Genomic DNA, 24,704 nt, shown 5'->3' on the forward strand with positions numbered 1-24,704 from the left:
GCGTCAGGCGGACGCCGTGACGTCCTCGCCGAGCACGAAACCGGGGTCGATCTGGGCCGCCAGGTCGGTCCCGGTGCGCTCGTCGCCCCACGACCGGGCGTTCTTCAGATGGAAGTGCGCCATCTGGCGGGTGTAACGCTCGCGGTCGCGCGACCCGTACGTCGCGTCGGCGGCCGAGTGCAGCAGGCGCAGCGCGTGCCGGTTGGGCTCCTCCAGGAGGCCGAACCGGGGTGGCCGGCCCTTCTCCATGGCCCGGACCCAGTCCGAGTGCCCCACCGTCACCAGCAGGTCCTCCCCGGTCTCCGCGCGGAGGAAGTCGAGGTCGTCCGAGCCCTGCACCTTGTTGCCGACGACCTTCAGGGTGACGCCGAAGTCGCGGGCGTACTCCTTGTACTGGCGGTAGACGGAGACCCCCTTCCGGGTCGGCTCGGCCACGAGGAACGTGATGTCGAAGCGGGTGAACATGCCGGAGGCGAAGGAGTCCGAGCCGGCCGTCATGTCGACCACGACGTACTCGCCGGGGCCGTCCACCAGGTGGTTCAGGCACAGCTCCACCGCTCCGGTCTTGGAGTGGTAGCAGGCGACCCCCAGGTCGGCGTCGGTGAAGGGGCCGGTGACCATCAAACGGACGGCTCCGCCGTCGAGTTCCACCGGCCGAGCACAGGCGTCGTAGACCGGATTGTCCTCGCACACCCGCAGCAGCCGGGAGCCCTCACCGGGCGGAGTGGTCTTGATCATCGTCTCGGCGGACGCGATGCGCGGATTGGTGCCGCGCAGGTAGTCCTTGATCAGCGGCAGGTGCTCGCCCATCGCGGGCAGTGCGGCCGCCTCCGCCTCGTCCAGGCCCAGCGCGGTCCCGAGGTGCTGGTTGATGTCGGCGTCCACCGCGACGACCGGGGCGCCGACGGCCGCGAGATGACGGACGAACAGGGAGGACAGGGTCGTCTTTCCGCTGCCGCCCTTTCCCACGAAAGCAATTTTCATGTTCACCAAGGGTAATGGAGAGGTGGCTGTGCGTCGCGGCCGGACGTGAAGAAGACCACTCCTTCGTGGGGTGGGCGCCGGGGGTGCGTAGTGTCGTACTCATGAGTACGACAGGCGCGACCGCCGATCCGCTCGCCGCCCTGGGCTCCCTGCCCGGAGTGGCCGACTCCGTGGAGTCCGTGCGCAAGGCCGTGGACCGGGTCTACGGGCACCGGGTCATGCGGCGGCGCAGCAACGAGATCACCTCCGAGGCGGCGCTGCGCGGCGCCCGCGGCTCGGCGGCGCTGTCCGGCGCCGACTGGGCCCTGGAGGAGGTGCGCCGGCGCAGCGACTTCAGTGGTGACGCCGACGCCCGCGCGATGGGCGCGGCGCTGCGGCTGACCGCCGAGGCGGGGCAGTTGCTGTCCATCTGGCGGCAGTCGCCTCTGCGGGTCCTGGCCCGGTTGCACCTGGTCGCGGCGGCCGACAAGGCCGAGCGGGTCGGGCGACCCCGCCAGGAGGGCGAACCGGTCGACGAGCCGCTGATCGGGCTCGCTCTGCCGAGCGCGGCGGAGGCGCACGGCCGGCTGGACGGGCTGTCCGGGCTGATCATCGCGGGCGGTTCCGCCCCGGCGCTGGTGACGGCCGCCGTCGTGCACGGCGAACTCCTCGCGCTGCGCCCCTTCACCTCCCACAACGGCCTGGTCGCGCGTGCGGCCGAACGCATCGTCCTGGTCGGCAGCGGTCTCGACCCCAAGTCGGTCTGCCCGGCCGAGGTCGGGCACGCCGAGCTGGGCCGGGAGGCCTACATCGAGGCGCTGGAAGGTTATGTCTCCGGTACCCCCGAGGGTGTGGCGGCCTGGATCGCCCACTGCGGGCGCGCGATCGAGCTGGGGGCGCGCGAGTCGACGGCCGTGTGCGAGGCGCTCCAGCGCGGGGCCGCGTAAGAGGGGCCGGGCGGAAACCGGACAGAGATGCGGCGGTACGAGTACTCGTACCGCCGCTGGCATGTCCACCGCGTTACCAAGCGTCCTCGATATGTGCCCATCAGGTCGGGGACTTCGCCCGTCACCTGGTGCGGCTGGCCCGTAATCGACGGGTCGACGTCGCGTGGGTTCCCGGTGTCCATGCGCGGTCCGTGGGGCCATGAATGCGTTGGTGAAGGTGATCCTCGCGGATGTCCTCGGTCTCGCGGGCCGTCAAGTCCTTTGTACTCCGGGTTCGAAGCAAGCGGAAGCCCTCGTCCTGCTTCTTTGCTTTTAGTGTCAAACCCGTCTCGAACGGGCACCGGCAGGGCGTTCGTGGCCGGCGATCGGTGAGGCGGCTCGCGGGAGAGGCGGTCAGGCCGGCGTCGTGCGGCGCCGGCTCGCGTACCAGACGAGGCCCGCGGTGGCCGCCGCGGCACCTATGGCGGCCGCCGCGACCAGGGCGGGGCGCGGCGGCACGGAGAACGCGGGGAAGCGCTGTTTGAGCCGTACCGGCCGGTGGAAGTCGAGGATCGGCCACTCCCGCGCGAGAGCCTCCCGGCGCAGCGCGCGGTCCGGGTTCACGGCGTGCGGGTGGCCCACGGACTCCAGCATCGGCACATCGGTCACCGAGTCGCTGTAGGCGTAGCAGCGGGCCAGGTCGTAGCCCTCCGACTCGGCCAGCTCCCTGACCGCCTCGGCCTTGGTCGGGCCGTACGCGTAGTACTCGACCTCGCCGGTGAAGCACCCGTCGTCGCCGACGACCATGCGGGTGGCCACCACGCGGTCCGCGCCGAGCAGTTCGCCGATCGGCTCGACGACCTCGGCGCCCGACGTGGACACGATCACGACGTCGCGTCCCGCGGTGTGGTGCTGCTCGATCAGGGTGGCGGCCTCGTCGTAGATGATCGGGTCGATCAGGTCGTGCAGCGTCTCGGCGACGATCTCCTTGACCTGCTGGACGTTCCAGCCGCGGCACAGCGCGGACAGGTACTTGCGCATCCGCTCCATCTGCTCGTGATCGGCGCCGCCGGCCAGGAACACGAACTGGGAGTACGCGGTGCGCAGGACAGCCCTGCGGTTGATCAGGCCGCCTTGATAGAACGACTTGCTGAACGTGAGCGTGCTCGACTTCGCAATGACCGTCTTGTCCAGGTCAAAGAAGGCGGCTGTGCGGGGCATCGAGTGGTTTTCCACGTCCTTGAGCATAGGCGCAGCCCATTCGGCGTAAGGTGGGGCGTGTGGGTTTGCCTGAGAGGGCTCTCGGGTACACCATGGAAGTCACGGATCGTTCGCGACCGTGCTAACCCGGTCCGACTCCTCCCCCCCCCGAGTCGGCCGTGGGGACGACCCCCGCTCTCCCCCCCGGCGGGGGTCGTCGCATGTCCGGGTGGGTTTTCTTCCCTCTTCTCGCGGTTGGTACGCCTCGTCGGTGCCGGGTGTGTCCTCTTGTGTCATGGGCATGAATAGTTACCCGCGGTAGTTGTCGGACTGCTCTGCGGGAGTCGCACAGGGGGTGCGCGGGACTCACCGGTATGGGTGACCGCGATATTCACAGGCGCCGACTCGTCCACAGTTATCGACCAAGATCCACATGATTTTCCGGATCGCTGCATCGTGATTCCGACGCGCCCGTTCGCCGTGAGTTCACACCCGGTTCCGTTTGTCGGGGCGCGCACGGCCGGTTTCCGCCGGCCGTTCAAAGGAGAACCGCTTGCCGGCTCTTCGCACATCTGGGAATCGCGAGGCCGCAGGGGCTGCGCGAGAGATGCAGCAAAGGGGGACGAACATGTCCGGAACCATCACCCACGATCCGCCGCCGGCCACCGGAGGAGGCAGGCCGGGCGCACCGCTGATCGTCACCGAGGACGCCGGGCTCCTCGACGACCTGCTGCGCCTGTGCGCGGCGGCCGGCGCCACACCGGAGGTCCATCACACGGTGCCGGAACCGAGGGGCAGCTGGGAGGCCGCACCACTCGTCCTGGTCGGGGACGACGCCGCGCGACGGGTGCGCGGGGCGGCACGCCGGCCGGGAGTGGTGCTGGTCGGCCGCGACCAGGACGATCCCGGGGTCTGGCGGCGGGCCGTCGAGATCGGCGCCGACCACGTCCTGATGCTGCCCGACGGCGAGCAGTGGCTGGTCGACCGCATCGCCGACGTGGCCGAAGGTGTCGGCCGGCCCGCCCTGACCGTCGGCGTCATCGGCGGCAGGGGCGGCGCCGGAGCGTCCACGCTCGCGTGCGCGCTCGCCGTCACCTCCGCGCGGGAGGGACTGCGCACCCTTCTCGTGGACGCCGATCCGCTGGGCGGCGGACTCGACGTGGCCCTCGGGGGCGAGACGGCCGAAGGGCTGCGCTGGCCGGCGTTCGCCGCGTCACACGGCCGGGTCGGCGGCGGCGCCCTGGAGGAGTCACTGCCGGAACTGCACTCGCTGCGGGTGCTCAGCTGGGACCGCGGCGACTGTCTCGCCGTACCGCCCAGGGCCGTGCGCGCGGTGCTCGCCGCGGCGCGGCGCGGGGGCGGCACCGTCGTGGTCGACCTGCCGCGCCGCGTCGACGACGGTGTCGCCGAGGTTCTCGCCCAGCTCGACCTCGGGCTCCTCGTGGTCCCCGCGGAACTGCGCGCCGTCGCGGCGGCGGGCCGCGTCGCCTCCGCCGTGGGCATGGTCCTGCGTGACCTGCGGGTGGCGGTGCGCGGGCCGTACGCGCCGGGACTGAACGACCGGGAGGTGGCCCGGCTGCTCGGGCTGCCCCTCGCCGGAGACGTGCCCGTCGAGCCCGCCCTGCGACGCCCGTACGAGGCGGGCCGACCGCCCGGGGCCTCGGGCCGGGGCCCGCTGGCCCGTTTCTGCAAGGAGTTCTGGGAGCGGGCGCTGGTGGAGGCGAGGGCGGCATGAGGAGGCCGGTGATGAGCGCGGCGGTCATGCCTCCCGGCCTGCTCGACGGGGTGCGGCGGTGGCTGGCGGAGAGCGGGGCCGAGCCGACGCCCGCGCGGGTGGCGCAGGCGCTGCGGGACCAGGGGCGGGTGCTCGGTGACGCCGAAGTGCTCGGGGCGGCCGAGCAGTTGCGGTCCGAACTGGTCGGCAGTGGGCCGCTGGAGCGGCTCCTGTCCGAGCCGTCGGTGACCGACGTGCTGGTGTCGGCGCCGGACCGGGTCTGGGTGGACCGGGGCGGAGGGCTGGAACTGACGGAGGTGGCCTTCCCCGACGAGACGGCCGTCCGGCGCCTCGCCCAACGGCTCGCCGCCGTGGCCGGCCGGCGCCTGGACGACGCCCGGCCCTGGGTCGACGCGCGGCTGCCCGACGGGACCAGGCTGCACGCGGTGCTGCCCCCGGTGGCCGTCGGCTGCACCTGCCTGTCGCTACGGGTCGTACGACCGCGTGCCTTCACCCTCGACGAGCTCGTGGCGGCCGGGACGGTCCCGCCGGGCGGGGACCGCGTGCTGCGGGCACTGCTGGACGCACGGCTGTCGTTCCTCGTCAGCGGGGGGACCGGCAGCGGCAAGACGACCTTGCTGAGCGCGTTGCTGGGGCTGGTCGGGCCGGACGAGCGCATCGTCCTGGCCGAGGACTCGGCGGAACTGCGGCCCGATCATCCCCACGTCGTGCGCTTGGAGACCAGACCCGCCAACCAGGAGGGCGCGGGCCTCGTCACCCTCGAGGACCTGGTGCGGCAGGCGCTGCGGATGCGGCCGGACCGGCTGGTCGTCGGCGAGGTGCGCGGCCCGGAGGTGATCCATCTGCTGGCCGCCCTCAACACGGGCCACGACGGCTCGGGAACGGTCCATGCCAACGCCGCCACCGATGTACCGGCCCGGTTGGAGGCGCTCGGCACGGCCGCCGGACTCGACCGGCTCGCCCTGCACAGTCAGGTGGTGGCCGCCCTCTCGGTGGTGCTGCACCTCGTACGCGACCGGAGCGGGCGGCGGCGGATCGCGGAGGTGCACGTGCTGGAACAGGACCGGTCGGGGTTGGTGCGGACGGTGCCGGCGCTGCGGTGGGGCCCGCAGGCCTTCACCCGGGAGCGGGGATGGCAGCGCCTGCGGGAGCTGCTCCGGAACGGGAACGTCGGCGGACCGGGCGAGAGGACCGGGGACGTCGGCGGACCGGGCGAGAGGACCGGGGACGTCGGCGGGCCGGGTGAGAGGACCGGGGACGTCGGCGGACCAGGTGAGAGGACCGGGGGATGAACGGGACGACCGAGGTGTCGACGGGTGCGGCCGTGGCGTGCCTGGGGACCGCGGCCTGGCTGCTGGGCGGCGGGCGTGCCGGGGCCGGGCGGGCGCGACTGCTGCTGGCCGGCGGAGACGAGGTGGGCGGCGGACCGCCGGGGTGGCCCCGGATGATCCGGACGTGGGGACGGGCGCGCGGGCGGCTGCGGGCCGAGTGGTGGTCGTTGGCCGCCGGCCTGGTGTCGGCGGTGCTGGGCGCGTCGCCGCTGCCGGTCGTCGCGGGGGCGGCCGGGGTGCTTCTGCTGAGGCGGGTGCGGCGGGCCGCCGGGGAACGCCGGGCGCGGGAGGACCGTGGCGACGCGGTGATCGCGTTGTGCGGGGCGCTCGCCGGAGAAGTGCGCGCCGGGCGGCAACCGGGTGAGGCGCTGCTGCCGGCCGCGCGGGACTCCGGCGGGCTCGGTGACCTGCAGGCGACGGTGCTGGCGGCGGCGCGCTTCGGTGGGGACGTCCCGGAGGCGCTCGCGGAGGCGGCACGGCAGCCGGGTGCCGAAGGGCTGCGGGGACTCGCCGCGTGCTGGCGGGTGGCGGTGGACCAGGGAGCCGGGCTCGCGGCCGGGCTCGACCGGCTGGAAGCGGCGCTGCGTGCCGAACGGGACCAGCGGGCCGATCTGCGTGCCCAGTTGGCCGGCGCCCGCGCCACGGCGGTGCTGCTCGCCGGGCTCCCGGTCGTGGGCCTGGCGCTCGGTGCGGCTCTCGGCGCCGACCCGCTGCGCGTCCTGCTGCACACACCGTCGGGACTGGCCTGTCTGGCGGTCGGCGGGGTGCTGGAGGGCCTGGGGCTGTGGTGGGCACTGCGGATCATGCGGGGCGCCGAGGAGGTGGCGGCATGAGCGGGGACCTCGTCCACAGGCTGGGGGCAGTGGTGGGAGCGGTGTGCGCGCTCGCCTGGCTGGCGGGGTGGTGGGGCCGCACGCGGCGCGAGCGGAGAGGACGGCGGCGACTGGCCGGGGTGCTGTCCCTGGAGCGGGCGGCGACTGCCCCGCACCTCACGCTGCTGCGCGCCGCGCGGAACTGGCTGCCGTATGTGGGTGTGGCCGGTGCCGGTTGGGTGCTGGTGGGCGGTCCCGTCGGAGCGGTGGTGGGACCGGCCGTCGCGGCCGGACTGTGGCGGTGGCGCCTGCGGCGGACGGCGGCCGCTCCGCACACGCGGGAGCCCGGCACCGTCGGGGCGGAACATCAACTGCCGCTCGCCGCCGATCTGCTGTCCGCCTGCATCGCGGCGGGCGCCGGCCCGGTACTCGCCGCGCAGGCCGTCGGGGAGACCTTGGGCGGGCCGGTCGGGGAGGCGCTGGCGCGGGGCGCGGCGGAGGTGCGGCTCGGCGGTGAACCGGCCGCGGCGTGGCGCCGGCTGGCGTCGTTACCGGGCGCCCGGCCCCTGGCCCGGCTGCTGGAGCGGGCCGATGAGTCCGGACTTCCCCTGGCCGCTCCCGTGGCCCGGCTCGCCGCCGAGGCCCGCGCGGAGTGGACACGCGCGGCGACGGCACGGGCCCGGCGGGCGGCCGTCATGGTCAGCGCGCCGGTGGGGCTGTGTTTCCTGCCCGCGTTCATCGCGGTCGGCGTGCTGCCCGTGGTGATCGGGCTGGCGGGCGAGGCGCTGGGAGGAGGTGGCGCCTGACGGAAGACGACCGGTGGAAGAGACGGGAACTACGAGATCAACGCGATTTCTCCTCACGGGGGTTGAGATGTATCAGGCGGTGCGGGCACGACTGCGTGCCCTGGTGTGCAAGGTGCGTACGGCACGGAGGGACGCCGGAATGGTGACTTCGGAGTAACCGAAGGGTGCCAACTTATCTCCCCTGGGAGCGGCACCCGTGGCAGCAAACCCGCAGGTCAACAGCACTTCACAGACACCCTCTCCGAAGGTCGTGATTCCTGCGACCTTCCGCCCTCAGCTCCGCGCCCTGTCGGCAATCCGCCTGTCGGTGCTGACCGACGAAACCACCTCCCCGGCACGCCAGCGGGAAGCCAACGAGCAAGCCGCCGCGCACATCGGTGCCGAGATCATTGGTGAGGCGGAAGACCTGGACGTGTCCGCCAGTAAGACGACCCCGTGGGAGCGTCCCGAGCTGGGCAAGTGGCTGAACGACCGGGCCGACGAGTACGACGTCATCATCTGGTGGCGGTTCGACCGGGCGATTCGCTCGCAGGGCGACATGCACGAGCTGGCCAAGTGGGCGACCGCGCACCGCAAGATGATCGTCTTCGCTCACGGTGTCGGCGGCGGGGTCCAGAGCTTCGACTTCCGCGACCCGATGAACCCCATGACCACGATGATGCTCAACCAGTTCGCTTTCGCGGCGGAGATGGAAGCGTGGTCCATCCGGGAGCGAGTGAACGGCGCACAGGCCGCCATGCGGAACATGCAGCTTCGCTGGCGGGGTGGTCGTCCGCCGTATGGCTACATCCCGAAGGAACTGCCCGGCGGCGGGCACACGCTGGTTCAGGACCCCGACGCCGTGCGGGTGATTGAGCGCATCATCCGGGATCTGCTCGCCGGAAAGACGATCAGCGCCATAGCCGCCGACCTGAACGAAGAGGGCGTGCCGAGCCCGCGCGACCGGTGGGCCAAGATCAAGGGGCGGAAGACCGGCGGGAAGACCGGCGCGACCAAGGGCAAGAGCGTCACGCGGGAGCGGTTCGACTGGCGGCCCGCCATGCTCGCCCGGATGATGCGCTCTTACGCGCTGATCGGCTGGAAGGTCCACGACGGCAACCCCGTCCGCGACGCCAACGGCGAGCCGATCATGTCGACGGCAGAGCCGATCCTCACCCGCGCTGAGTTCGACCGCATCGGCGCGCTGCTGGACTCCCGTAAAACCAAGATGCCGAAGCGCAAGGACAGTTCGGCGCTGTTGCTCGGAGTGATCTTCTGCGCGTCCTGCGGGGGCCGGGCCTACCTGGACACTCCGAAGCTGGCTTACAAGTGCGGATTCTCGTCCCGTGGGCATCGCTGCGAGCGGCCCGTAAACGTCCGGCGGGAGTGGGCAGACAAGCGGGTGACCGATGCGTTCCTTGACGCTGTGGGCGGCCTGTACGTGACCGAGGTGACCGAGATCCCCGGCTACGACCCGACACCCGAGATCGCCGCCACGCTGGCCGAGTACGAAGAGCACCAGGCGCAAGAGGGACGCCAGCGGAGCAAGGCAGCGCGGGACGCGTGGCAGCGCCGGGCGGACGCCCTTGATGCCCGGCTGGCCGAGCTGGAGTCGCGCGAGAAGACCGAACCCCGCCGGGAGATCGTCAGCACGGGGCGCACCTATGCCGACACGTGGGAGGCCGCCGACGTGGCCGCGCGCCGGGAGATGCTGCAAGAGGCCGGGGCCCGGCTGATGGTGAATCGGCTGGACGCCAAGAAGCCGCACCACCGGTCCCGGTTCGAGCTGACTGACGAGTGGTTCGCTGAGGCTGCGGAGTGGGCGGAGCACACTGCTTCTGACGCCCTGTAGGCCCTGTCAGAAAGCGTCACAGCCCCGGTTGGCCCGATGGGTCAGCCGGGGCCTTTTCATGCCCGTAGGCGGGCGCACAGGGCGTCAAAAATATCTGTAGCCAAACAATCACTTTCCGTAGCCACCAGTCCGGCCGGCTGGAGAGGTGTTATCAAACCGTTATGCGAGGCTGACGGATATCCAGAGTGATTCGCTGCCCGCTCTTTACTCACACCCTCTCTGAATCATGAGGGCGACGGACATGCGCCCAACCTCAGAGCGACAGAAAAAGGCCACTCCGACGGGTGGTCTTTTTTCTGGAGCAATTTAAGACGCGTCTAAAAGGAGGGCTTATGCGTTCCAAGTGCACCTGCGGTAACCCCGTCCCGCCGTACTGCGGAACCGGCGAGCGGCCTAAGTGGTGCTCCCGCCGTTGCCGTAACCGCGCTTACTACCTGCGCAAGACCAAGACCACCAACTGAGCAGAGGGAACATTTCCCCCTGCCCTATGGAGAACAGGACCATGACCAACAAGGACCGACTACCCGGCGGGACGTCTATCACAGACGTTCCGGCCCGCTACATTCCGCCGACCGATCCCCGGTTCAGCTCCGGCACTCTCGTAATTTCCTGCCCTATCTGTGGCGCGCTGCATGAGCACGGCGCGGGAGAGGCAGAACAGCCCGACTATGGGTGGCGGCGCGCGCACTGCAAGAGCGGCCCCGGCGGCACGTACCGGCTAATTCCTGCGGGGGGCAGCAAGTGACTTTCGACCCCGAGGTTTTCAAGAGTCTTCCGCCCGACATGGTTAACGCGATTGTCGCCATGCACAACGCGAACACCATTGGCGACGATTTCGAGGGAGACAGCGACGACGACCTAGCCCGCGCGCTGTTCGACCACATGGGCGGTAATGTGCGCTTCGACCGGTCGACCGGTTGGGCAATCTTCCGCGAGGATGGCCACGCATGGCAGTGGCACCCTAACGGCCTGATCGTTGAGCAGGCCGCACAAGAATTCATCCGCGAATACCGCATGAAGGTGCGGGACCGCATGTCGTCGCACGAATATCGGCAGCTCGGTTCCCGCGCTCGCCGTGACGCCGTGGTGGCAATGCTCCGCACGCTGCCCGGCGTCCTCGCATTCGGCCAGGAATGGGACGCCAACCCTGACGTACTCGCATGCGCGAATGGCGTTGTCGACCTGCGCACCGGCAAGCTCAGCGAGGGGCGTCCGGAAGACCTGATTACCCGCTCTGTGGGAATCGAGTACGACCCGAACGCCACTTGCCCGCGCTGGCTACGGTTCCTCTCGGAAGTCTTCCCCGGCGACCCGGAGCTACCGGCTTACGTTCAGCGGTTTGTTGGCTACGGAATCACCGGCCACACGCGAGAGCAGGTGTTTGCAGTCCTCTACGGAGAGGGCAGTAACGGCAAGTCGGTATTCCTGAATACGATCCGCTGCCTCTTCAGCGAGCACGCCGTAACGGTGCCATTCGACATGTTCACCGGCAACGGTGCCAAGCGTGGCGGTGCCGAGGCTGAGCTACTGCGGGGCGCACGCCTTGCGTTGGCAAGCGAGATCAACCGGGGTGCCATTCTCGACAGCGCGGCAATCAAGAACGCGACCGGCGGCGAGGAAATCAACGTAAATCCAAAGTATCGCGACCCGTATTCGTTCAAGCCGCAGGCGCTCATCCTGCTAGCAACGAACTACCGGCCGGATATCCGCGACCAGGACCACGGCATTTGGCGGCGCGTCAAGCTGCTGCCATTTGAGCGTAAGTTCGAGGCGCACGAGCGCGACTACGGACTAGAAGACACCCTGCGTGCTGAATTCCCCGGAATCCTCGCGTGGGCGGTCCGGGGCGCAATGGAATGGTACGCGCACGGCCTAGGCAACACGCCTTCCGTCGTGGCAGCTACCAAGGAATACCGTGAGGAGTCCGACCCGCTGGCCGGTTTCTTCCCCGGCGTCCTGGTGGCTGATCCAACGGCGGAAACGTCCTCCAGCGTCATTTGGACCGCCTACCAGGAATGGGCCGAGGACAACGGTATTCCGCCGTTCAAGTCATCCAAGACGCTCACCACGGCGCTCAAGGAACGTGACGGTTCCCTCGTGCCATTCCGTTCCGCCAAGGCGCGCGGCCTGCGTGGCGTGCGACTGGCCGACGACAGCAAGCCGGACGGCCCCGGCGTATTCCAGCGAGATGACGCAAGCGAGTGACGATGACGCATGACGTGTCACTCGAAAGCTGACCGGCGAGGAATTTGGCGGTAATGACAGCGAGGGGCGGTGGCAGTGACGCATGATGCGTCATCGTCACCCCCATGCGTCATCGTCCTGCACCCCGGTTGACCTGGAGAAATGACGCACGTGACGCAAGTGACGCTGGATGTCGAAGAGTATTTCTAGAGAGCAAATAGCTATAGAGAAGCTCTGTCCGTTCAAGGGTCACTTGCGTCATCAGCGTCATCCCGGGCCCTCCGCTGTACACGGGGCAGCGACTTAACAGGCAACCTCTCTGGAGAGTAGAGACGACAACGGTTCGTCGTGTTCTCCATAGGTCAAGTCTGTGTCGCCCCCCGCTTTCCCCGGTCTGGTCCACCGGCGAGCAGGGGGCATTTTTTGTTTCACCACCTAGGCCGCCCGCACCTCCCGCCGACCGGCCAGGAATTACAGCGAATCAGCGGATCATCCGCGAATTCCTGTTGCGCGATTCAGCGTGGAAAACCCCTGGAGGTGTCACTTTGCGTGATTAAAGGACCAGGGGGGTACCCCCTTTCCGGACCTTTCCAGACCGTAGTACGTTAGCTCCTCGGATCCTGTACGGGTATACAGCCGTTGAGCCCTCTCGCGCTTACGCAACGTGAGATGACTCCCCGACCACCGCGTAACGTTACGCGGTGCCGTGGGCGTGCTTGACGCCCGGAATGGCCGAACCGTGACCGGCCGGATGTCCGCATGACAGAAGCCCTCTACCCGCTGCCTGATTAGTGGCCGGTAGAAGGCTTCTGCGTTTCTAGCTCGCTGGTTGAGGGCTGGTTATCGCGTTGCCGTTTGGAAACATTACCTTTTCGCCGGCTGTGGGTGCCGGGTGCCGTGACCTGCGATTCTCTGCGCGGCTGACTTTGCGGCTGTCTGCGCTGCTGTTAACCTGCTAAGCCTTGCCTGGGTACCGAGTTCCGTTTTCGTCTGCGAGTTCCGCGTCTTTCGCCCGCTGTACCTCAACTCGCAGCATCGGCCAGGGCATCGGTCCGCTCTCGTGTCCGTCCTGGTAGAGCAAGTGACGGACATACGCACCAACGATGAGGTCACGCTCTATCAGGCGATTCATGTGCGCGAAGATCATTTTTTCTGCGTCACGATTCTCCCGGACACTTACAAGGTCTTGGGATATGTCCATCAGATCCTTGACTAGATCCAGGAAGTCAACTACCAGTTCCTCATCGTCCTCAGACAAGTCCCCCGGCATCGCGTACTCGTGCGCGACACTTTCTTTAATCATGTTCCATAGCGTGTTCCCATTCAGGATTAGCTTCAGAACCTTTGGCTGAGGGTGAAGCGGGTCAGGGACCAGGCGCGGGCGATTGGTATGCGCGCCCGTAATGGAACGCACCCACACCTCATGCTCTGACTTGATGGCCCGCAGTCGTTCCACGGTGTAGTGATTGGGCTGATCATCTACGCGCTTATGGTCCTTGCTGCATAGCAAGATCAGGTTGGAGTGGTGATTCAGCTTGTCCTCAGGCAGTCCGCCAGCCCTCGGGCCGCCACTTGAGCGTGCAACGATGTGAGCCTCTTCGCCGAAAATTGATGGGTCGTCGGAATCAGTTCCGGGGGTGACCACCTGAACCTTGCAGATGGCACACATACCGCCCCCCTGAACCCAGAGGATCTTTCGGCTCTTATCGGAGATTCCCATTCCCGCCCCCACGTGCTCCCGAACCCACTGATTGCTGCCGAGCCAGTATGGCGGATACTGCTGACCGCGCGGGCGAGGTTTGCAGCGCGAACTAGGCATCGGCCAGAAGCGAGCGCAGCGCATTCGGGCGCAGCTATCCGCAGCCGACTGCAATGCATGAGTATTCCGAATTACGCATATTTAAGCCCCGCTTGCCATTCCGGCTCGCGGGGCTTTGGCATATGCCGATGGCCTATTCGCGGTCGTCGCCGGACTCCCACGCGACGAACGTTCCCCACCCCGGCGACGCGGTGACCAGTCCCCGCCGCTTCAACTCGGCTACAGCCTTGGCCACGGTGGACGGCGCTACGGCGAACTCGACGGACAGCGGGACGGCCCCCGGCAAGCGTGACCCCGGCGGGTACGTGCCATCGGCTATCCGCTGTTCGAGCGCTGCGGCTACCCGTCTCCATGGCGGCTGTGCGACATCCGTGCGAGTCATGCTCACTTGCTGCGCAAAGTGCCGCATCTGCACTAACCTCGGTAGCCGCGCTATCCGCGAATGGTGCAATACAAGACGCGATACAAAACAGGTGCCTCACCGGTCCGGCTAAAGACCCGGTGAGGCACCCTGACCGAGAAACGAGGTCTCGGCTGTGCGAAGCCTACTGCTCGCAATCCTGGCGCTGTTCCTGCCCGCACGAGGAAAGCGCCGAGCAACCCCCGCACCGGCATCCGTTCGCCGCTTCACACCCCGTGTTCCGGCGTACCGCGTAGCCGCTGCTAACCCGCCCCATCTGCCCGGCGAGGAGATCGCTCTAGTCCGCCCGTACCTGATCGCATGGGAGCGGGCCAGTGCAGCGGAGCGTGAAGCCATCTTGCGACGGAATCGCCGCATGGACGCTGCGGAGGTGGCGGCATGACTGAGCCGATCCGGTACCCGCAAGAGCCGGTAGAGCTGCCCTACCAGGAACCCCCGCTAGAGCCTGCACCGGTCGAAGGGTGCGCCGGTTGCCGGGAGCTGGCGAACGTCCGTGATCGTGCCCGCGCTGGCAATGATCAGACGACCGTGACGGACTGCAACGTCCTCATGGCGCGGCACCCCGAGGGGCACGGATGACGACGGCCCCGCAGAGGCCGCGTACGGCCCGCAGACGGCGCGCTGTGACGCCCTCGGTCCCCGCGCCGTACCACCCGAAGCCGCGCGCCGGACGGACCGGAGGAGAGGAACCCTGGTCGCTCTGGAAGTGGGGCGACCTCTGCGGCTGCTGTGCTGGACACCGCGCCATCTGGTGTGACGGCTGCTGCGGCTTCACCGGCTGTGCACTATGCGGCTGGACCTACAAGCGCCCGTGCCCCGTATGCGTAGGCGGTGACGCCGAGCCGATCCGCTGGTGAGCACCCCGATACCGGCCCCGTCCCGTGCGACCCCCGCGCGTGGGACGGGGCCTCTGCTGTGTTCAACGGCCGGGCAACGTGCGGGAGTTGATGCGTGTCGGTGCAGGTCAGAGGTACGATGCAACAAGTCTTCACCCTTCGGATACGCGATGGGCATCGTGGCGGCGGTGGCGTTCTCCGTCGTGCTCTACAAGGTGGTCACCAGCGGACCGGTCAGCACGGCGCTGCGGAACATCGTGCAGCAGGCACTCGATGGCCGGATGTGAACGGCGCGCGGACCGCGGGTTCGTGACGGCGGAGTCGGCCATGGTGCTGCCCGTGCTGGTGATGTTCGTGACGGCGCTGGTCTGGGGCCTGCTGGTGGTGGCGGCGCAGATCCAGTGCGTGGACGCGGCCCGCGCCGGCGCCCGCGCGGCGGCCCGGCAGGATGCCCCTGACGCCGTCGTCGAGGTGACCCGCGCGGCGGCACCGCCCGGCGCGAGAGTCACGGTGAGCCGGGAGGCCGATCAGGTCCGGGTGGTCGTCGAGGCCAGGCCCCCGGTCCTGCACGGACTGCCCTTCGGCCTGCGGGAGGAGGCCGTCGCCGCGGTGGAGGAGACGGTGGGGGCGGCGACGTGAGGGCCCGGTTCCGGGAGTGGTGGACGGCATGTGTCCGGCGGCGCACGCGGTGTTCCGACCGGGGGTCGGCGACCGTCTGGAGCGTCGGTGCGATCGCCGTGCTGTGTGTGGTGTCCGGTGTCGTCCTCGCCCTGGGACACGCCGTCGTGGTCCGGCATCGGGCGGCCGGCGGCGCGGATCTGGCGGCGCTCGCGGCGGCGGACCGCTGGACGGAGGGCGCCGCGGCGGCCTGCGCCCGGGCGGACCGGGTGGCCCGGGCACAGGGCACGCGGCTCGTACGGTGCGTGATCACCGGCGAGGTGTCGGACGTGTCGGTGGCGTCGGGCCGGGGGCCGTTCGCGGCGGAGATCAGGGCCCGGGCGGGTCCTGCCGGCCCGGCGGAGCCAGCGCTTCCGGCGCCGGGCCCCGACTACGTCCCAGCAGCCCCGGACGCCCCGGCCGCGCCCTCCTCCTTCGCCTCCTCCGGCTCCGCCGGTGCGCCCTCCAGCAGCACCGTGAGGAGTCGTACCGCGCCTCGCTTGTGCAGCGGATCGTTGCCGTTGCCGCACTTGGGGGACTGGATGCAGGAGGGGCAGCCGGCGTCGCACTCGCAGGAGGCGATGGCCTGACGGGTGGCGGTGAGCCAGGCGCGGGCGGTGTGGAAGGCACGTTCCGCGAAGCCCGCGCCGCCCGGATGGCCGTCGTAGACGAAGACCGTGGGCAGCAGCGTGTCGGGGTGCAGCGGGACCGAGACACCGCCGATGTCCCAGCGGTCGCAGGTCGCGAAGAGCGGCAGCATGCCGATGGAGGCGTGCTCGGCGGCGTGCAGCGCACCGCCGAGGATCTCCGGGTTGATCCGGGCCCGGTCCAGATGGTCCTCGGTGACCGTCCACCACACCGCGCGGGTGCGCAGCGTACGAGGAGGGAGGTCGAGCTTCGTCTCGCCCAGCACTTCGCCGGTGATGACCCGTCGGCGCAGGAAGGAGACCACTTGGTTGGTGACCTCGACGGAGCCGTAGCACAGGCGGCCGTCGCCCCACGGGATCTCGGTGTCCGTCTCCAGCACGGAGATCGACGTCGTGTCCCGGGCCACCGTCGTGTACGTCGGGGTCGCCCGCTCGACCAGGGCGACGGAGTCCTCCAGGTCCAGCGAACGGACGAGATACGTCAGACCCTGGTGCAGGTGGACCGCGCCCTCATGGACGCTCGTGTGCGCCGCGCCCGCGTCGACCGTGCCGAGCAGCCTGCCCGTACCGGCCTCGACGACCTGGACCGGCCGGCCGCCCTGCCCCCGGATGTCGGTCAGGTCGGCGGCCCGCTCCCGGCGGGTCCAGTGCCAGGCCTTCGTCCGCCGGCGCAGCAGCTTCGCGGCCTCCAGTTGCGGGAGCAGCTCCTCGGTGGCCGGGCCGAACAGGTCCAGGTCCTCCTCGGTCAGCGGCAGTTCCTCGGCCGCCGCGCACAGGTGCGGGGTGAGCACGTAGGGGTTGTCGGGGTCGAGGACGGTGGACTCCACGGGCCGGTCGAAGAGGGCCTCGGGGTGGTGGACGAGGAAGGTGTCCAGGGGGTCGTCGCGGGCGACCAGGACGGCGAGGGCGCCCTGCCCGGACCGTCCCGCGCGTCCGGCCTGCTGCCACAGGGAGGCGCGGGTGCCCGGATAGCCGGCGATCACCACGGCGCCCAGACCGGAGACGTCCACGCCGAGTTCGAGGGCGTTCGTCGCGGCGAGGCCGAGCAGTTCGCCGGAGTGCAGGGCGCGTTCCAGGGCGCGGCGCTCCTCGGGGAGGTAGCCGCCCCGGTACGCCGCCACCCGTCGGGACAGCGAGCGGTCGACCTCGGCGAGGCGTTCCTGGGCGATCACGGAGATCAGCTCGGCGCCGCGCCGGGAGCGTACGAAGGTGACCGAGCGGATGCCCTGCACGGTGAGGTCGGTCAGCAGGTCGGCGGCCTCGGCGGTGGCCGTACGGCGGACCGGTGCGCCCCTCTCGCCGTGCAGCTCGGTCAGCGGCGGCTCCCAGAGGGCGAACACCAGTTCACCGCGCGGTGAGGCGTCGTCGGCCACCTCCACGACCGGCAGGCCGGTGAGGCGGCGGGCGGCGACCGCGGGCTCGGCGGCGGTCGCGGAGGCCAGCAGGAAGACGGGCGAGGCGCCGTAGCGGGCGCACAGGCGGCGCAGCCGGCGCAGCACCTGGGCGACGTGCGAACCGAAGACACCCCGGTAGGTGTGGCACTCGTCGACGACGACGTACTTCAGCGCCTTGAGGAAGGAGGACCAGCGGGGGTGGGAGGGCAGGATGCCCCGGTGCAGCATGTCCGGGTTGGTCAGCACGTAGTTGGCGTACTGGCGGATCCACTCGCGTTCCTCGAACGGAGTGTCGCCGTCGTGGACGGCCGCGCGCACCGAATGGCCCAGTGGGTGTGAAAGTTCCTTCACGGACCGGCACTGGTCCGCCGCGAGGGCCTTCGTGGGCGCGAGGTAGAGGGCGGTCGCACCGCGGCCGTTCGGGGCCTCGGCGCCGTCCAGGAGCGTGGACAGGACGGGCACGAGGTACGCCAGGGACTTGCCGGACGCGGTGCCGGTGGCGACCACGACGGACTCGCCGTCCAGGGCGTGCTCGGCGGCGCGTGCCTGGTGGGCCCAGGGGTGTTCGACGCCCGCGGCCCGCACGGCGGCGAGGACCTCCGCGCGGATCCGGTCCGGCCAGACGGCATGGCGGCCCTCGCGCGGGGGCAAGTGCTCCGTATGAGTGATGCGCGAAGCCCGGTTCGGTCCGGACGCGAGCCGGTCCAGGACCACGCCCGGGGCGGGCCCGGACGGGAGGTCCGTCGGGGGTCGATCGGATCGGTGATTCTTGGCCATCGGCACCGAGTGTGTCACTGGCGTGACGGACAATGGGGCCAAGGCGTCGTGCACGCCTGCCGGTAAGTGATTGAATGCCATCGCGGCTGGCGAACCGTCCCGGGGGCTGAGCCGAGATGCCCCAAGGGCGACCGCTCGATAGCTAGGTGCTGGAGGATCCGTGGACCTGTCCCTGTCGACCGAGACCATGGGCGATCGCACGATCGTCAGGGTCGGTGGCGAAATCGACGTATATACCGCGCCCAAGCTGCGCGAGCAGCTGGTCGAGCTGGTGAACGACGGCAGTTTCCACCTTGTCGTCGACATGGAAGGCGTGGACTTCCTCGACTCCACCGGACTCGGCGTGCTGGTCGGCGGCCTGAAGCGCGTCCGTGCCCATGAGGGCTCACTGCGCCTGGTCTGCAACCAGGAGCGTATTCTCAAGATCTTCCGCATTACCGGCCTCACCAAGGTGTTCCCGATCCACACCTCGGTCGAGGAAGCGGTGGCGGCCACCGACTGACCACCCCGTTCCCGGGCCGCGTGCCCGGGCGGCGGAAGAGAACGCAAGAGGAGGGCCGGGCTTTCGGCGGCCCGGCCTCTCCACAGCACGCCCGTAGTCGCGAGGGGGATGCATGGCCACCGTCGAACTCCGCTTCAGCGCGCTGCCCGAGCACGTCAGGACCGCCCGGCTCGTGGCGGCGGCGGTGGCGCGCAGGGCCGGAGTGGACGAGGCCGTCCTCGACGAGGTCAGACTCGCCGTCGGCGAGGCGTGCAGCCGGGCCGTGGGACTGCACCGGGTCGGTGGCATCTCGGCCCCCGTGAAGGTGCTGCTGATCGAGGAGGAGAAGCAGTTCTCCATCGAGGTCGGCGACGAGGCGCCCCATGCGGTCCCCGGCGAGCGGGCGCCCGGTGAGATGCCGGGCGACGCCGACGCGGAGACCGAGGAGGACGAGATGGGCCTCGCGGTCATCAGCGGACTCGTCGACGACGTCGAGGTCAGCGCGGGGGAGCACGGCGGATCGATCCGCATGAGGTGGCCCACCGTGCCGCCGGCCGGCCTCCTCGCCTGACCGCTTCACCCGGACGGCGACTTTTTTCCGAAGGGCCCCCTCGAGGGGGCCCTTCGTCATGTGCGGGTGTCAGTGCCCGCGCTTACAGTGGTCTCGTGCGGTTGATCGCGTGAATTCGTTCACGACCGGCCGTGCTATGGAAATGCGATCACGTGAATGCGTCAAAGGCATTACCGATTTCCGGTCGCCGGGTGCCCGGCGATCATTATCGAAGAGTGCGTGCGGGACATTGGAATTTCCCGCGCTCTGTTTTGACCGGCTTCCGGTACCTACAATCCCGTCCACATCTTGAGCTCAGCCCAAGCGTCAAGGAGGACGAATGGCGGGGCTTTCCATCACACAAGAGTCGGGACCGTCCACATCCCTCGCGGCCGCCGTGCTGACCGACGACAACCGCCTGCTCGTGGTGGTCATCGGCGTCGTCGCGCTGGCGGCGCTGGTGGTCGCGGGAGTCCTGGTGCGCCAGGTTCTCGCGGCCGGCGAGGGCACCGACAGCATGAAGAAGATCGCGGCAGCGGTCCAGGAGGGCGCGAACGCCTATCTGGCCCGCCAGCTGCGCACCCTCGGCGTATTCGCCGTGGTCGTGTTCTTCCTGCTCATGCTGCTGCCCGCGGACGACTGGAATCAGCGTGCCGGACGGTCGGTGTTCTTCTTGATCGGAGCGGCGTTCTCGGCGGCCACTGGCTATATCGGTATGTGGCTCGCCGTGCGCAGCAATGTGCGGGTCGCGGCGGCGGCGCGCGAAGCGACTCCGGCCGCGGGCGAGCCGGAAAAGGATCTCACCGCCGTCTCGCACAAAGCGATGAAGATCGCTTTCCGTACGGGCGGTGTCGTCGGCATGTTCACCGTCGGCCTCGGTTTGCTGGGCGCCTCCTGTGTGGTGCTGGTGTACGCGGCCGACGCCCCGAAGGTGCTCGAGGGGTTCGGTCTCGGGGCCGCGCTGATCGCGATGTTCATGCGGGTCGGCGGCGGCATCTTCACCAAGGCCGCCGATGTCGGCGCCGACCTGGTCGGCAAGGTCGAGCAGGGCATTCCGGAGGACGATCCGCGCAATGCCGCGACCATCGCCGACAACGTGGGCGACAACGTCGGCGACTGCGCGGGCATGGCGGCCGACCTGTTCGAGTCGTACGCCGTGACCCTGGTGGCCGCGCTGATCCTGGGCTCGGCGGCGTTCGGTGACGCCGGGCTCGCCTTCCCGCTGCTGGTGCCCGCCATCGGTGTGCTCACCGCGATGGTCGGCATCTTCGCGGTGGCCCCGAGGCGCGCCGACCGCAGCGGCATGAGCGCGATCAACCGGGGCTTCTTCATCTCCGCGCTGATCTCGCTCGTCCTGGTCGCGATCGCCGTGTTCGTCTACCTGCCGTCGTCGTACGCCGATCTCGACGGCGTCACCGACGAGGCGATCCTGGGCAAGGACGGCGACCCGCGGCTCCTCGCGCTCGTCGCGGTGGCCATCGGCATCGTGCTCGCGGCCCTCATCCAGCAGCTCACCGGCTACTTCACCGAGACCACCCGGCGTCCCGTGCGGGACATCGGCAGGACCTCGCTCACCGGCCCGGCCACGGTCATTCTGTCCGGTGTCTCGATCGGCCTCGAATCGGCCGTCTACACCGCCCTGTTGATCGGCCTCGGTGTCTACGGGGCGTTCCTGCTCGGCGGTGCGTCGATCATGCTGGCGCTGTTCGCGGTGGCGCTGGCCGGCACCGGACTGCTCACCACGGTCGGTGTGATCGTCGCGATGGACACCTTCGGCCCGGTCTCCGACAACGCGCAGGGCATCGCCGAGATGTCCGGTGACGTCGAGGGCGCGGGCGCCCAGGTGCTCACCGATCTGGACGCGGTCGGCAACACCACCAAGGCCATCACCAAGGGCATCGCGATCGCCACGGCCGTACTGGCGGCGGCGGCGCTGTTCGGCTCGTACCGGGACGCCATCACCACCGGCGCGCGGGACGTGGGTGAGAGGCTCAGCGGTGAGGGCGCGCCGATGAGCCTGATGATGGACATCTCCCAGCCCAACAACCTCGTCGGTCTGATCGCGGGCGCGGCGGTCGTCTTCCTCTTCTCGGGGCTGGCGATCAACGCGGTGTCGCGGTCGGCGGGTTCGGTGGTCTACGAGGTGCGGCGGCAGTTCCGCGAGAAGCCCGGGATCATGGACCACAGCGAGGAGCCGGAGTACGGCAAGGTCGTCGACATCTGCACCAAGGACGCCCTGCGCGAGCTCGCCACACCCGGACTGCTCGCCGTGATGGCGCCCATCTTCATCGGGTTCACGCTCGGTGTCGGCGCCCTGGGCGCCTTCCTCGCGGGCGCGATCGGCGCGGGCACCCTGATGGCGGTGTTCCTCGCCAACTCCGGTGGTGCCTGGGACAACGCGAAGAAACTCGTCGAGGACGGCCACCACGGCGGCAAGGGCAGCGAGGCCCATGCGGCCACCGTCATCGGCGACACCGTCGGCGACCCCTTCAAGGACACCGCAGGGCCGGCGATCAACCCCCTGCTGAAGGTGATGAACCTGGTGGCGCTGCTCATCGCGCCCGCGGTCATCAAGTTCTCCTACGGCGCGGACGAGAGCGTCGGGATGCGGGTGCTCATCGCGGTCCTGGCGCTGCTCGTGATAGTCGGCGCGGTGTACGTGTCCAAGCGGCGCGGCATCGCGGTGGAGGACGAGGACGATCCCGAGCCGGAGCCCAAATCGGCGGATCCGGCGGTGGTTTCCTAGAGCCGGACGGCGGACACCGGACCAAGGTACGGGCGGACGGCGCGCATTGAGGCGCCGTCCGCCTTTTCCCCGTACGCGGAACCGATGCCGTGAGCCTTCTCTCGCGTGGTGCAAATGGCTTCAAAAGTTCCCTATCGGATGCTCGACGGGTGGGTGTAGGCCATCTGGCGTGTATGTTCCGGGGCCGAAGGCCATGGAAGGGACCAATCCGGTGAACAAGAAGCTCGCGGCCGCACTGTCCGGCGGTGCGGTACTGGTACTGGCGCTGACGGGATGCGGCGGCGACGACGACAACGAGAAGCTGGACGCCTGGGCGAAGCAGGTCTGCGACGCGGTGCAGCCGCAGGCCGCGAAGATCAAATCGGCCAACGCCGCGATCCAGAAGGAGACCTCGGACAACAGCACGCCGGAAGAGGTCCAGAAGGCCGACTCGAAGGCCTTCCAGGACATGTCCGACGCCTACAAGGCGATCGGTGCCGCCGTGAGCAAGGCCGGGGCGCCGGACGTCGAGAACGGGGAGAAGAAGCAGACGGACGCGGTCAAGGAGCTCAACGGGATCTCCGCGTCGTACGCCTCGCTGAAGAAGCAGGTCGACGGTCTCGACACGGACGACCAGGCGGAGTTCGCCGATGGTCTGAAGGACATCGCCGCCGAGCTGGACAAGCTCGGCAAGAGCGGCAGCGACGCCCTCAGCACGCTGGAGGAGGGCGAGGTCGGCGAGGCGATGTCCCGGCAGCCCAGCTGCCGGACGGCCACCGCGACGGCGGGGGCCACCAAGAGCTGACGCCGCGGCAGCGGCCGCGGGGACGCGCCGGGTGAGGGCGGCGGCCACAATGGAGGGCGTGAGTGACGCCAGCCTGCCGCCCCTGCCCTCGTCCGACCGTCCCGAAGCCGCCGCCCGGCTGCGGGACGCGCTGCTCGGAGCCTCCTTCACCGCCGACGGACTGCTCGAACTGCTCGGCGCGCCCGCATACGCGGCGCTGGCCCGCAGCGAGACCGTGCCCGCCCTGAGGGCCACCCGCGGGGACACGCCGCTGGAGGTGCTCGCACGGCTGTTCCTGCTGCAGCAGCCCGTGCCGCAGGCGCGCGTGGCGGACGTCCTGCCCGTGGACGTCTGCCTGGAGAGCGGGTGGCTCACGCGCGCCGGCGCGAACGATCTCACCGCGACCGTGGACGTACGGCCGTACGGCGGGCCGGGCGGCGAGGACTGGTTCATCGTGTCCGACCTCGGGTGCGCGGTCGGTGGCGCCGGGGGCATCGGCAGCCGCGACGAGGGCGTCGTGCTCGGCGTCGGCGGGGCGTCCACGACCCTGGCCGGCATCACCGTCCGTACGCCCGTGGCCTCCGCGCTCGACCTCGGCACCGGCTCGGGCATCCAGGCGCTGCACGCCGCCCGGCACGCCACGCACGTGACGGCCACCGACGTCAACCCGCGCGCCCTGCACATCACCGCGCTCACCCTGGCCCTCTCCGGGGTCCCGGCCGCCGACCTGCGCGAGGGCTCGCTGTTCACGCCGGTCCGGGACGGCGAGACGTACGACCTGATCGTGTCCAACCCGCCGTTCGTGATCTCGCCGGGCGCCCGGCTCACCTACCGCGACGGCGGGATGGGCGGGGACGATCTGTGCCGCACGATCGTTCAGGAGGCGGGGGAACGGCTGAACGAGGGCGGGTTCGCGCAGTTCCTCGCCAACTGGCAGCACGTCGAAGGGGAGGACTGGCAGGACAGACTCAGGTCATGGGTGCCCCGCGGGTGCGACGCCTGGATCGTGCAGCGCGAGGTGCAGGACGTCACCCAGTACGCCGAGCTGTGGCTGCGGGACGCGGGCGACCACCGCGGTGACCGGGCCGAGTACCGGGCGCGGTACGACGCGTGGCTGGACGAGTTCGAGGCGCGCAAGGTGAAGGCGGTCGGCTTCGGCTGGATCACCCTGCGCAAGTCGGGCTCCGCCGCGGAGTCGATCACGGTGGAGGAGTGGCCGCACCCGGTCGAGCAGCCGCTCGGCGAGACGGTCAGGGCGCACTTCGACCGGCTCGACTACCTGCGGACGCACGACGACGCGGCGCTCCTCGAAGCGCGCTTCGCGCTGGCCGCCGAGGTGGTGCAGGAGCAGGTCGGGCTGCCCGGCGCCGAGGACCCGGAGCACGTCGTGCTGCGGCAGAACCGGGGGATGCGCCGGGCGACCAAGGTGGACACGATCGGCGCGGGCTTCGCCGGCGTGTGCGACGGCACCATGGGCGCGGGCCGGATCCTGGACGCCATCGCCCAGCTCCTGGGCGAGGACCCCGTGCTGCTGCGCGACCGGACGCCGGCCCAGATCCGGCTGCTCGTGGAGCAGGGATTCCTGGAGCCCGTCGGCTGACACGGGCGGCGGCGGTCTCACGGGCACCTCGGCAGGCCAGTCTCATGAGTCACGTCACTGCCTTGTGTCACGTCCTTCACACCGACCACAGCCGCCGCCCCGGCCCTTTCCGAGCGATCCGGAATTTCCGTGAAAGGGCTCCCGGGCCGGTTTCAGGACACTTGATCAGACCTGTAGCCCTCGCGTTCACCTCCGATTCGTCTGCCCGCCGCCCGGGCGTGGCAG

General features: G+C 69.8%; 20 protein-coding genes and 2 pseudogenes. 17 read left to right on the forward strand and 5 right to left on the reverse strand.

All coding sequences use genetic code 11. The annotated features are described in order from the left end of the window. Positions 1 to 3 precede the first annotated feature (3 nt). A complete protein-coding gene (locus AB0A94_RS10240; protein ID WP_361741707.1) occupies positions 4 to 984 on the reverse strand; it encodes an ATP-binding protein in 981 nt (326 codons plus the stop codon). 101 nt (positions 985 to 1,085) lie between these two features. On the opposite strand from AB0A94_RS10240, the gene AB0A94_RS10245 reads away from it, so the two are divergent. Continuing rightward, complete coding sequence (locus AB0A94_RS10245) at positions 1,086 to 1,910, forward strand: oxidoreductase (protein WP_361741710.1); 825 nt, start codon at positions 1,086 to 1,088, stop codon at positions 1,908 to 1,910. A 393-nt stretch (positions 1,911 to 2,303) separates the two neighbouring features. On the opposite strand, the gene AB0A94_RS10250 is transcribed toward AB0A94_RS10245, so the two are convergent. Next, entirely contained in the window at positions 2,304 to 3,137 is an 834-nt protein-coding gene (locus AB0A94_RS10250; protein WP_361741713.1) for an HAD family hydrolase, read from the reverse strand. Positions 3,138 to 3,717: 580 nt separating this feature from the next. Here AB0A94_RS10250 and ssd point away from each other — a divergent pair. The 7 genes and pseudogenes from ssd to AB0A94_RS10285 all read left to right on the forward strand — a co-directional run bounded on the left by ssd (position 3,718) and on the right by AB0A94_RS10285 (position 11,809). Beyond that, complete coding sequence (gene ssd, locus AB0A94_RS10255) at positions 3,718 to 4,824, forward strand: septum site-determining protein Ssd (protein WP_361741715.1); 1,107 nt, start codon at positions 3,718 to 3,720, stop codon at positions 4,822 to 4,824. An 11-nt stretch (positions 4,825 to 4,835) separates the two neighbouring features. Continuing rightward, positions 4,836 to 6,116 carry a TadA family conjugal transfer-associated ATPase gene (locus AB0A94_RS10260; RefSeq protein WP_361741718.1) on the forward strand — a complete coding sequence of 427 codons (1,281 nt, stop codon included), beginning with the start codon at positions 4,836 to 4,838 and terminating at the stop codon, positions 6,114 to 6,116. Then, positions 6,113 to 6,988 carry a type II secretion system F family protein gene (locus AB0A94_RS10265; protein ID WP_361741721.1) on the forward strand — a complete coding sequence of 292 codons (876 nt, stop codon included), beginning with the start codon at positions 6,113 to 6,115 and terminating at the stop codon, positions 6,986 to 6,988. The genes AB0A94_RS10260 and AB0A94_RS10265 overlap by 4 nt, the downstream gene beginning before the upstream one ends. Next, a complete protein-coding gene (locus tag AB0A94_RS10270) occupies positions 6,985 to 7,773 on the forward strand; it encodes a type II secretion system F family protein (RefSeq protein ID WP_361741724.1) in 789 nt (262 codons plus the stop codon). Before AB0A94_RS10265 ends, AB0A94_RS10270 begins: the two co-directional genes overlap by 4 nt. Before the next feature lie 67 nt (positions 7,774 to 7,840). After that, positions 7,841 to 7,927, forward strand: a pseudogene (locus AB0A94_RS10275) (DUF4244 domain-containing protein); the annotation flags it as partial. A 42-nt stretch (positions 7,928 to 7,969) separates the two neighbouring features. Further along, positions 7,970 to 9,604, forward strand: coding sequence for a recombinase family protein (locus AB0A94_RS10280; RefSeq protein ID WP_361741727.1), 1,635 nt, complete (start codon positions 7,970 to 7,972; stop codon positions 9,602 to 9,604). A 741-nt stretch (positions 9,605 to 10,345) separates the two neighbouring features. After that, positions 10,346 to 11,809 carry a phage/plasmid primase, P4 family gene (locus AB0A94_RS10285; protein WP_361741729.1) on the forward strand — a complete coding sequence of 488 codons (1,464 nt, stop codon included), beginning with the start codon at positions 10,346 to 10,348 and terminating at the stop codon, positions 11,807 to 11,809. 934 nt (positions 11,810 to 12,743) lie between these two features. Here the strand turns inward: AB0A94_RS10285 and AB0A94_RS10290 are convergent. Both AB0A94_RS10290 and AB0A94_RS10295 read right to left on the reverse strand, forming a co-directional pair. Then, entirely contained in the window at positions 12,744 to 13,508 is a 765-nt protein-coding gene (locus tag AB0A94_RS10290; protein WP_361741732.1) for an HNH endonuclease signature motif containing protein, read from the reverse strand. 232 nt (positions 13,509 to 13,740) lie between these two features. Continuing rightward, positions 13,741 to 14,016, reverse strand: coding sequence for a winged helix-turn-helix domain-containing protein (locus AB0A94_RS10295; protein WP_361741735.1), 276 nt, complete (start codon positions 14,014 to 14,016; stop codon positions 13,741 to 13,743). Between the two features lie 390 nt (positions 14,017 to 14,406). On the opposite strand from AB0A94_RS10295, the gene AB0A94_RS10300 reads away from it, so the two are divergent. The 4 genes and pseudogenes from AB0A94_RS10300 to AB0A94_RS10315 all read left to right on the forward strand — a co-directional run. After that, positions 14,407 to 14,607, forward strand: coding sequence for a hypothetical protein (locus AB0A94_RS10300; protein ID WP_344319883.1), 201 nt, complete (start codon positions 14,407 to 14,409; stop codon positions 14,605 to 14,607). Between the two features lie 286 nt (positions 14,608 to 14,893). Beyond that, the gene (locus AB0A94_RS10305; RefSeq protein ID WP_361741993.1) at positions 14,894 to 15,151 is read left to right on the forward strand and encodes a DUF4244 domain-containing protein; all 258 of its coding nucleotides are present in this window, start codon (positions 14,894 to 14,896) and stop codon (positions 15,149 to 15,151) included. Continuing rightward, a complete protein-coding gene (locus tag AB0A94_RS10310; RefSeq protein WP_361741738.1) occupies positions 15,138 to 15,503 on the forward strand; it encodes a TadE family type IV pilus minor pilin in 366 nt (121 codons plus the stop codon). The genes AB0A94_RS10305 and AB0A94_RS10310 overlap by 14 nt, the downstream gene beginning before the upstream one ends. Further along, a pseudogene (locus AB0A94_RS10315) lies at positions 15,500 to 15,892 on the forward strand (Rv3654c family TadE-like protein); the annotation flags it as partial. The gene AB0A94_RS10310 and the pseudogene AB0A94_RS10315, both read left to right, overlap by 4 nt. Positions 15,893 to 15,912: 20 nt before the next feature. Here the strand turns inward: AB0A94_RS10315 and AB0A94_RS10320 are convergent. Then, the gene (locus tag AB0A94_RS10320; RefSeq protein ID WP_361741741.1) at positions 15,913 to 18,420 is read right to left on the reverse strand and encodes a DEAD/DEAH box helicase; all 2,508 of its coding nucleotides are present in this window, start codon (positions 18,418 to 18,420) and stop codon (positions 15,913 to 15,915) included. A 79-nt stretch (positions 18,421 to 18,499) separates the two neighbouring features. On the opposite strand from AB0A94_RS10320, the gene bldG reads away from it, so the two are divergent. The 5 genes from bldG (at position 18,500) to AB0A94_RS10345 (ending at position 24,479) form a co-directional block, all read left to right on the forward strand. After that, positions 18,500 to 18,841 carry an anti-sigma factor antagonist BldG gene (gene bldG / locus AB0A94_RS10325; protein WP_003991900.1) on the forward strand — a complete coding sequence of 114 codons (342 nt, stop codon included), beginning with the start codon at positions 18,500 to 18,502 and terminating at the stop codon, positions 18,839 to 18,841. A 112-nt stretch (positions 18,842 to 18,953) separates the two neighbouring features. Continuing rightward, positions 18,954 to 19,391 carry an ATP-binding protein gene (locus tag AB0A94_RS10330; RefSeq protein WP_217127968.1) on the forward strand — a complete coding sequence of 146 codons (438 nt, stop codon included), beginning with the start codon at positions 18,954 to 18,956 and terminating at the stop codon, positions 19,389 to 19,391. Positions 19,392 to 19,710: 319 nt separating this feature from the next. Further along, positions 19,711 to 22,116, forward strand: coding sequence for a sodium-translocating pyrophosphatase (locus AB0A94_RS10335; RefSeq protein WP_361741744.1), 2,406 nt, complete (start codon positions 19,711 to 19,713; stop codon positions 22,114 to 22,116). 193 nt (positions 22,117 to 22,309) lie between these two features. Further along, complete coding sequence (locus tag AB0A94_RS10340) at positions 22,310 to 22,900, forward strand: small secreted protein (protein ID WP_361741747.1); 591 nt, start codon at positions 22,310 to 22,312, stop codon at positions 22,898 to 22,900. Positions 22,901 to 22,949: 49 nt separating this feature from the next. Further along, a complete protein-coding gene (locus AB0A94_RS10345; protein WP_361741750.1) occupies positions 22,950 to 24,479 on the forward strand; it encodes a class I SAM-dependent methyltransferase in 1,530 nt (509 codons plus the stop codon). The last annotated feature ends 225 nt before the right edge of the window (positions 24,480 to 24,704 follow it).

This window comes from Streptomyces sp. NPDC044984 (assembly GCF_040646935.1).
In the GTDB taxonomy this organism is placed as follows: domain Bacteria; phylum Actinomycetota; class Actinomycetes; order Streptomycetales; family Streptomycetaceae; genus Streptomyces.

Bases quoted from the DNA above. Each gene is read 5' to 3' on its own strand.
- AB0A94_RS10240 (WP_361741707.1), bottom strand. From the start codon at position 984: ATGAAAATTGCTTTCGTGGGAAAGGGCGGCAGCGGAAAGACGACCCTG.
- AB0A94_RS10245 (WP_361741710.1), top strand. From the start codon at position 1,086: ATGAGTACGACAGGCGCGACCGCCGATCCGCTCGCCGCCCTGGGCTCC.
- AB0A94_RS10250 (WP_361741713.1), bottom strand. From the start codon at position 3,137: ATGCTCAAGGACGTGGAAAACCACTCGATGCCCCGCACAGCCGCCTTC.
- ssd (WP_361741715.1), top strand. From the start codon at position 3,718: ATGTCCGGAACCATCACCCACGATCCGCCGCCGGCCACCGGAGGAGGC.
- AB0A94_RS10260 (WP_361741718.1), top strand. From the start codon at position 4,836: ATGAGCGCGGCGGTCATGCCTCCCGGCCTGCTCGACGGGGTGCGGCGG.
- AB0A94_RS10265 (WP_361741721.1), top strand. From the start codon at position 6,113: ATGAACGGGACGACCGAGGTGTCGACGGGTGCGGCCGTGGCGTGCCTG.
- AB0A94_RS10270 (WP_361741724.1), top strand. From the start codon at position 6,985: ATGAGCGGGGACCTCGTCCACAGGCTGGGGGCAGTGGTGGGAGCGGTG.
- AB0A94_RS10290 (WP_361741732.1), bottom strand. From the start codon at position 13,508: ATGGGAATCTCCGATAAGAGCCGAAAGATCCTCTGGGTTCAGGGGGGC.
- AB0A94_RS10295 (WP_361741735.1), bottom strand. From the start codon at position 14,016: ATGCGGCACTTTGCGCAGCAAGTGAGCATGACTCGCACGGATGTCGCA.
- AB0A94_RS10300 (WP_344319883.1), top strand. From the start codon at position 14,407: ATGACTGAGCCGATCCGGTACCCGCAAGAGCCGGTAGAGCTGCCCTAC.
- AB0A94_RS10310 (WP_361741738.1), top strand. From the start codon at position 15,138: ATGGCCGGATGTGAACGGCGCGCGGACCGCGGGTTCGTGACGGCGGAG.
- AB0A94_RS10320 (WP_361741741.1), bottom strand. From the start codon at position 18,420: ATGGCATTCAATCACTTACCGGCAGGCGTGCACGACGCCTTGGCCCCA.
- AB0A94_RS10330 (WP_217127968.1), top strand. From the start codon at position 18,954: ATGGCCACCGTCGAACTCCGCTTCAGCGCGCTGCCCGAGCACGTCAGG.
- AB0A94_RS10335 (WP_361741744.1), top strand. From the start codon at position 19,711: ATGGCGGGGCTTTCCATCACACAAGAGTCGGGACCGTCCACATCCCTC.
- AB0A94_RS10340 (WP_361741747.1), top strand. From the start codon at position 22,310: ATGGAAGGGACCAATCCGGTGAACAAGAAGCTCGCGGCCGCACTGTCC.
- AB0A94_RS10345 (WP_361741750.1), top strand. From the start codon at position 22,950: ATGGAGGGCGTGAGTGACGCCAGCCTGCCGCCCCTGCCCTCGTCCGAC.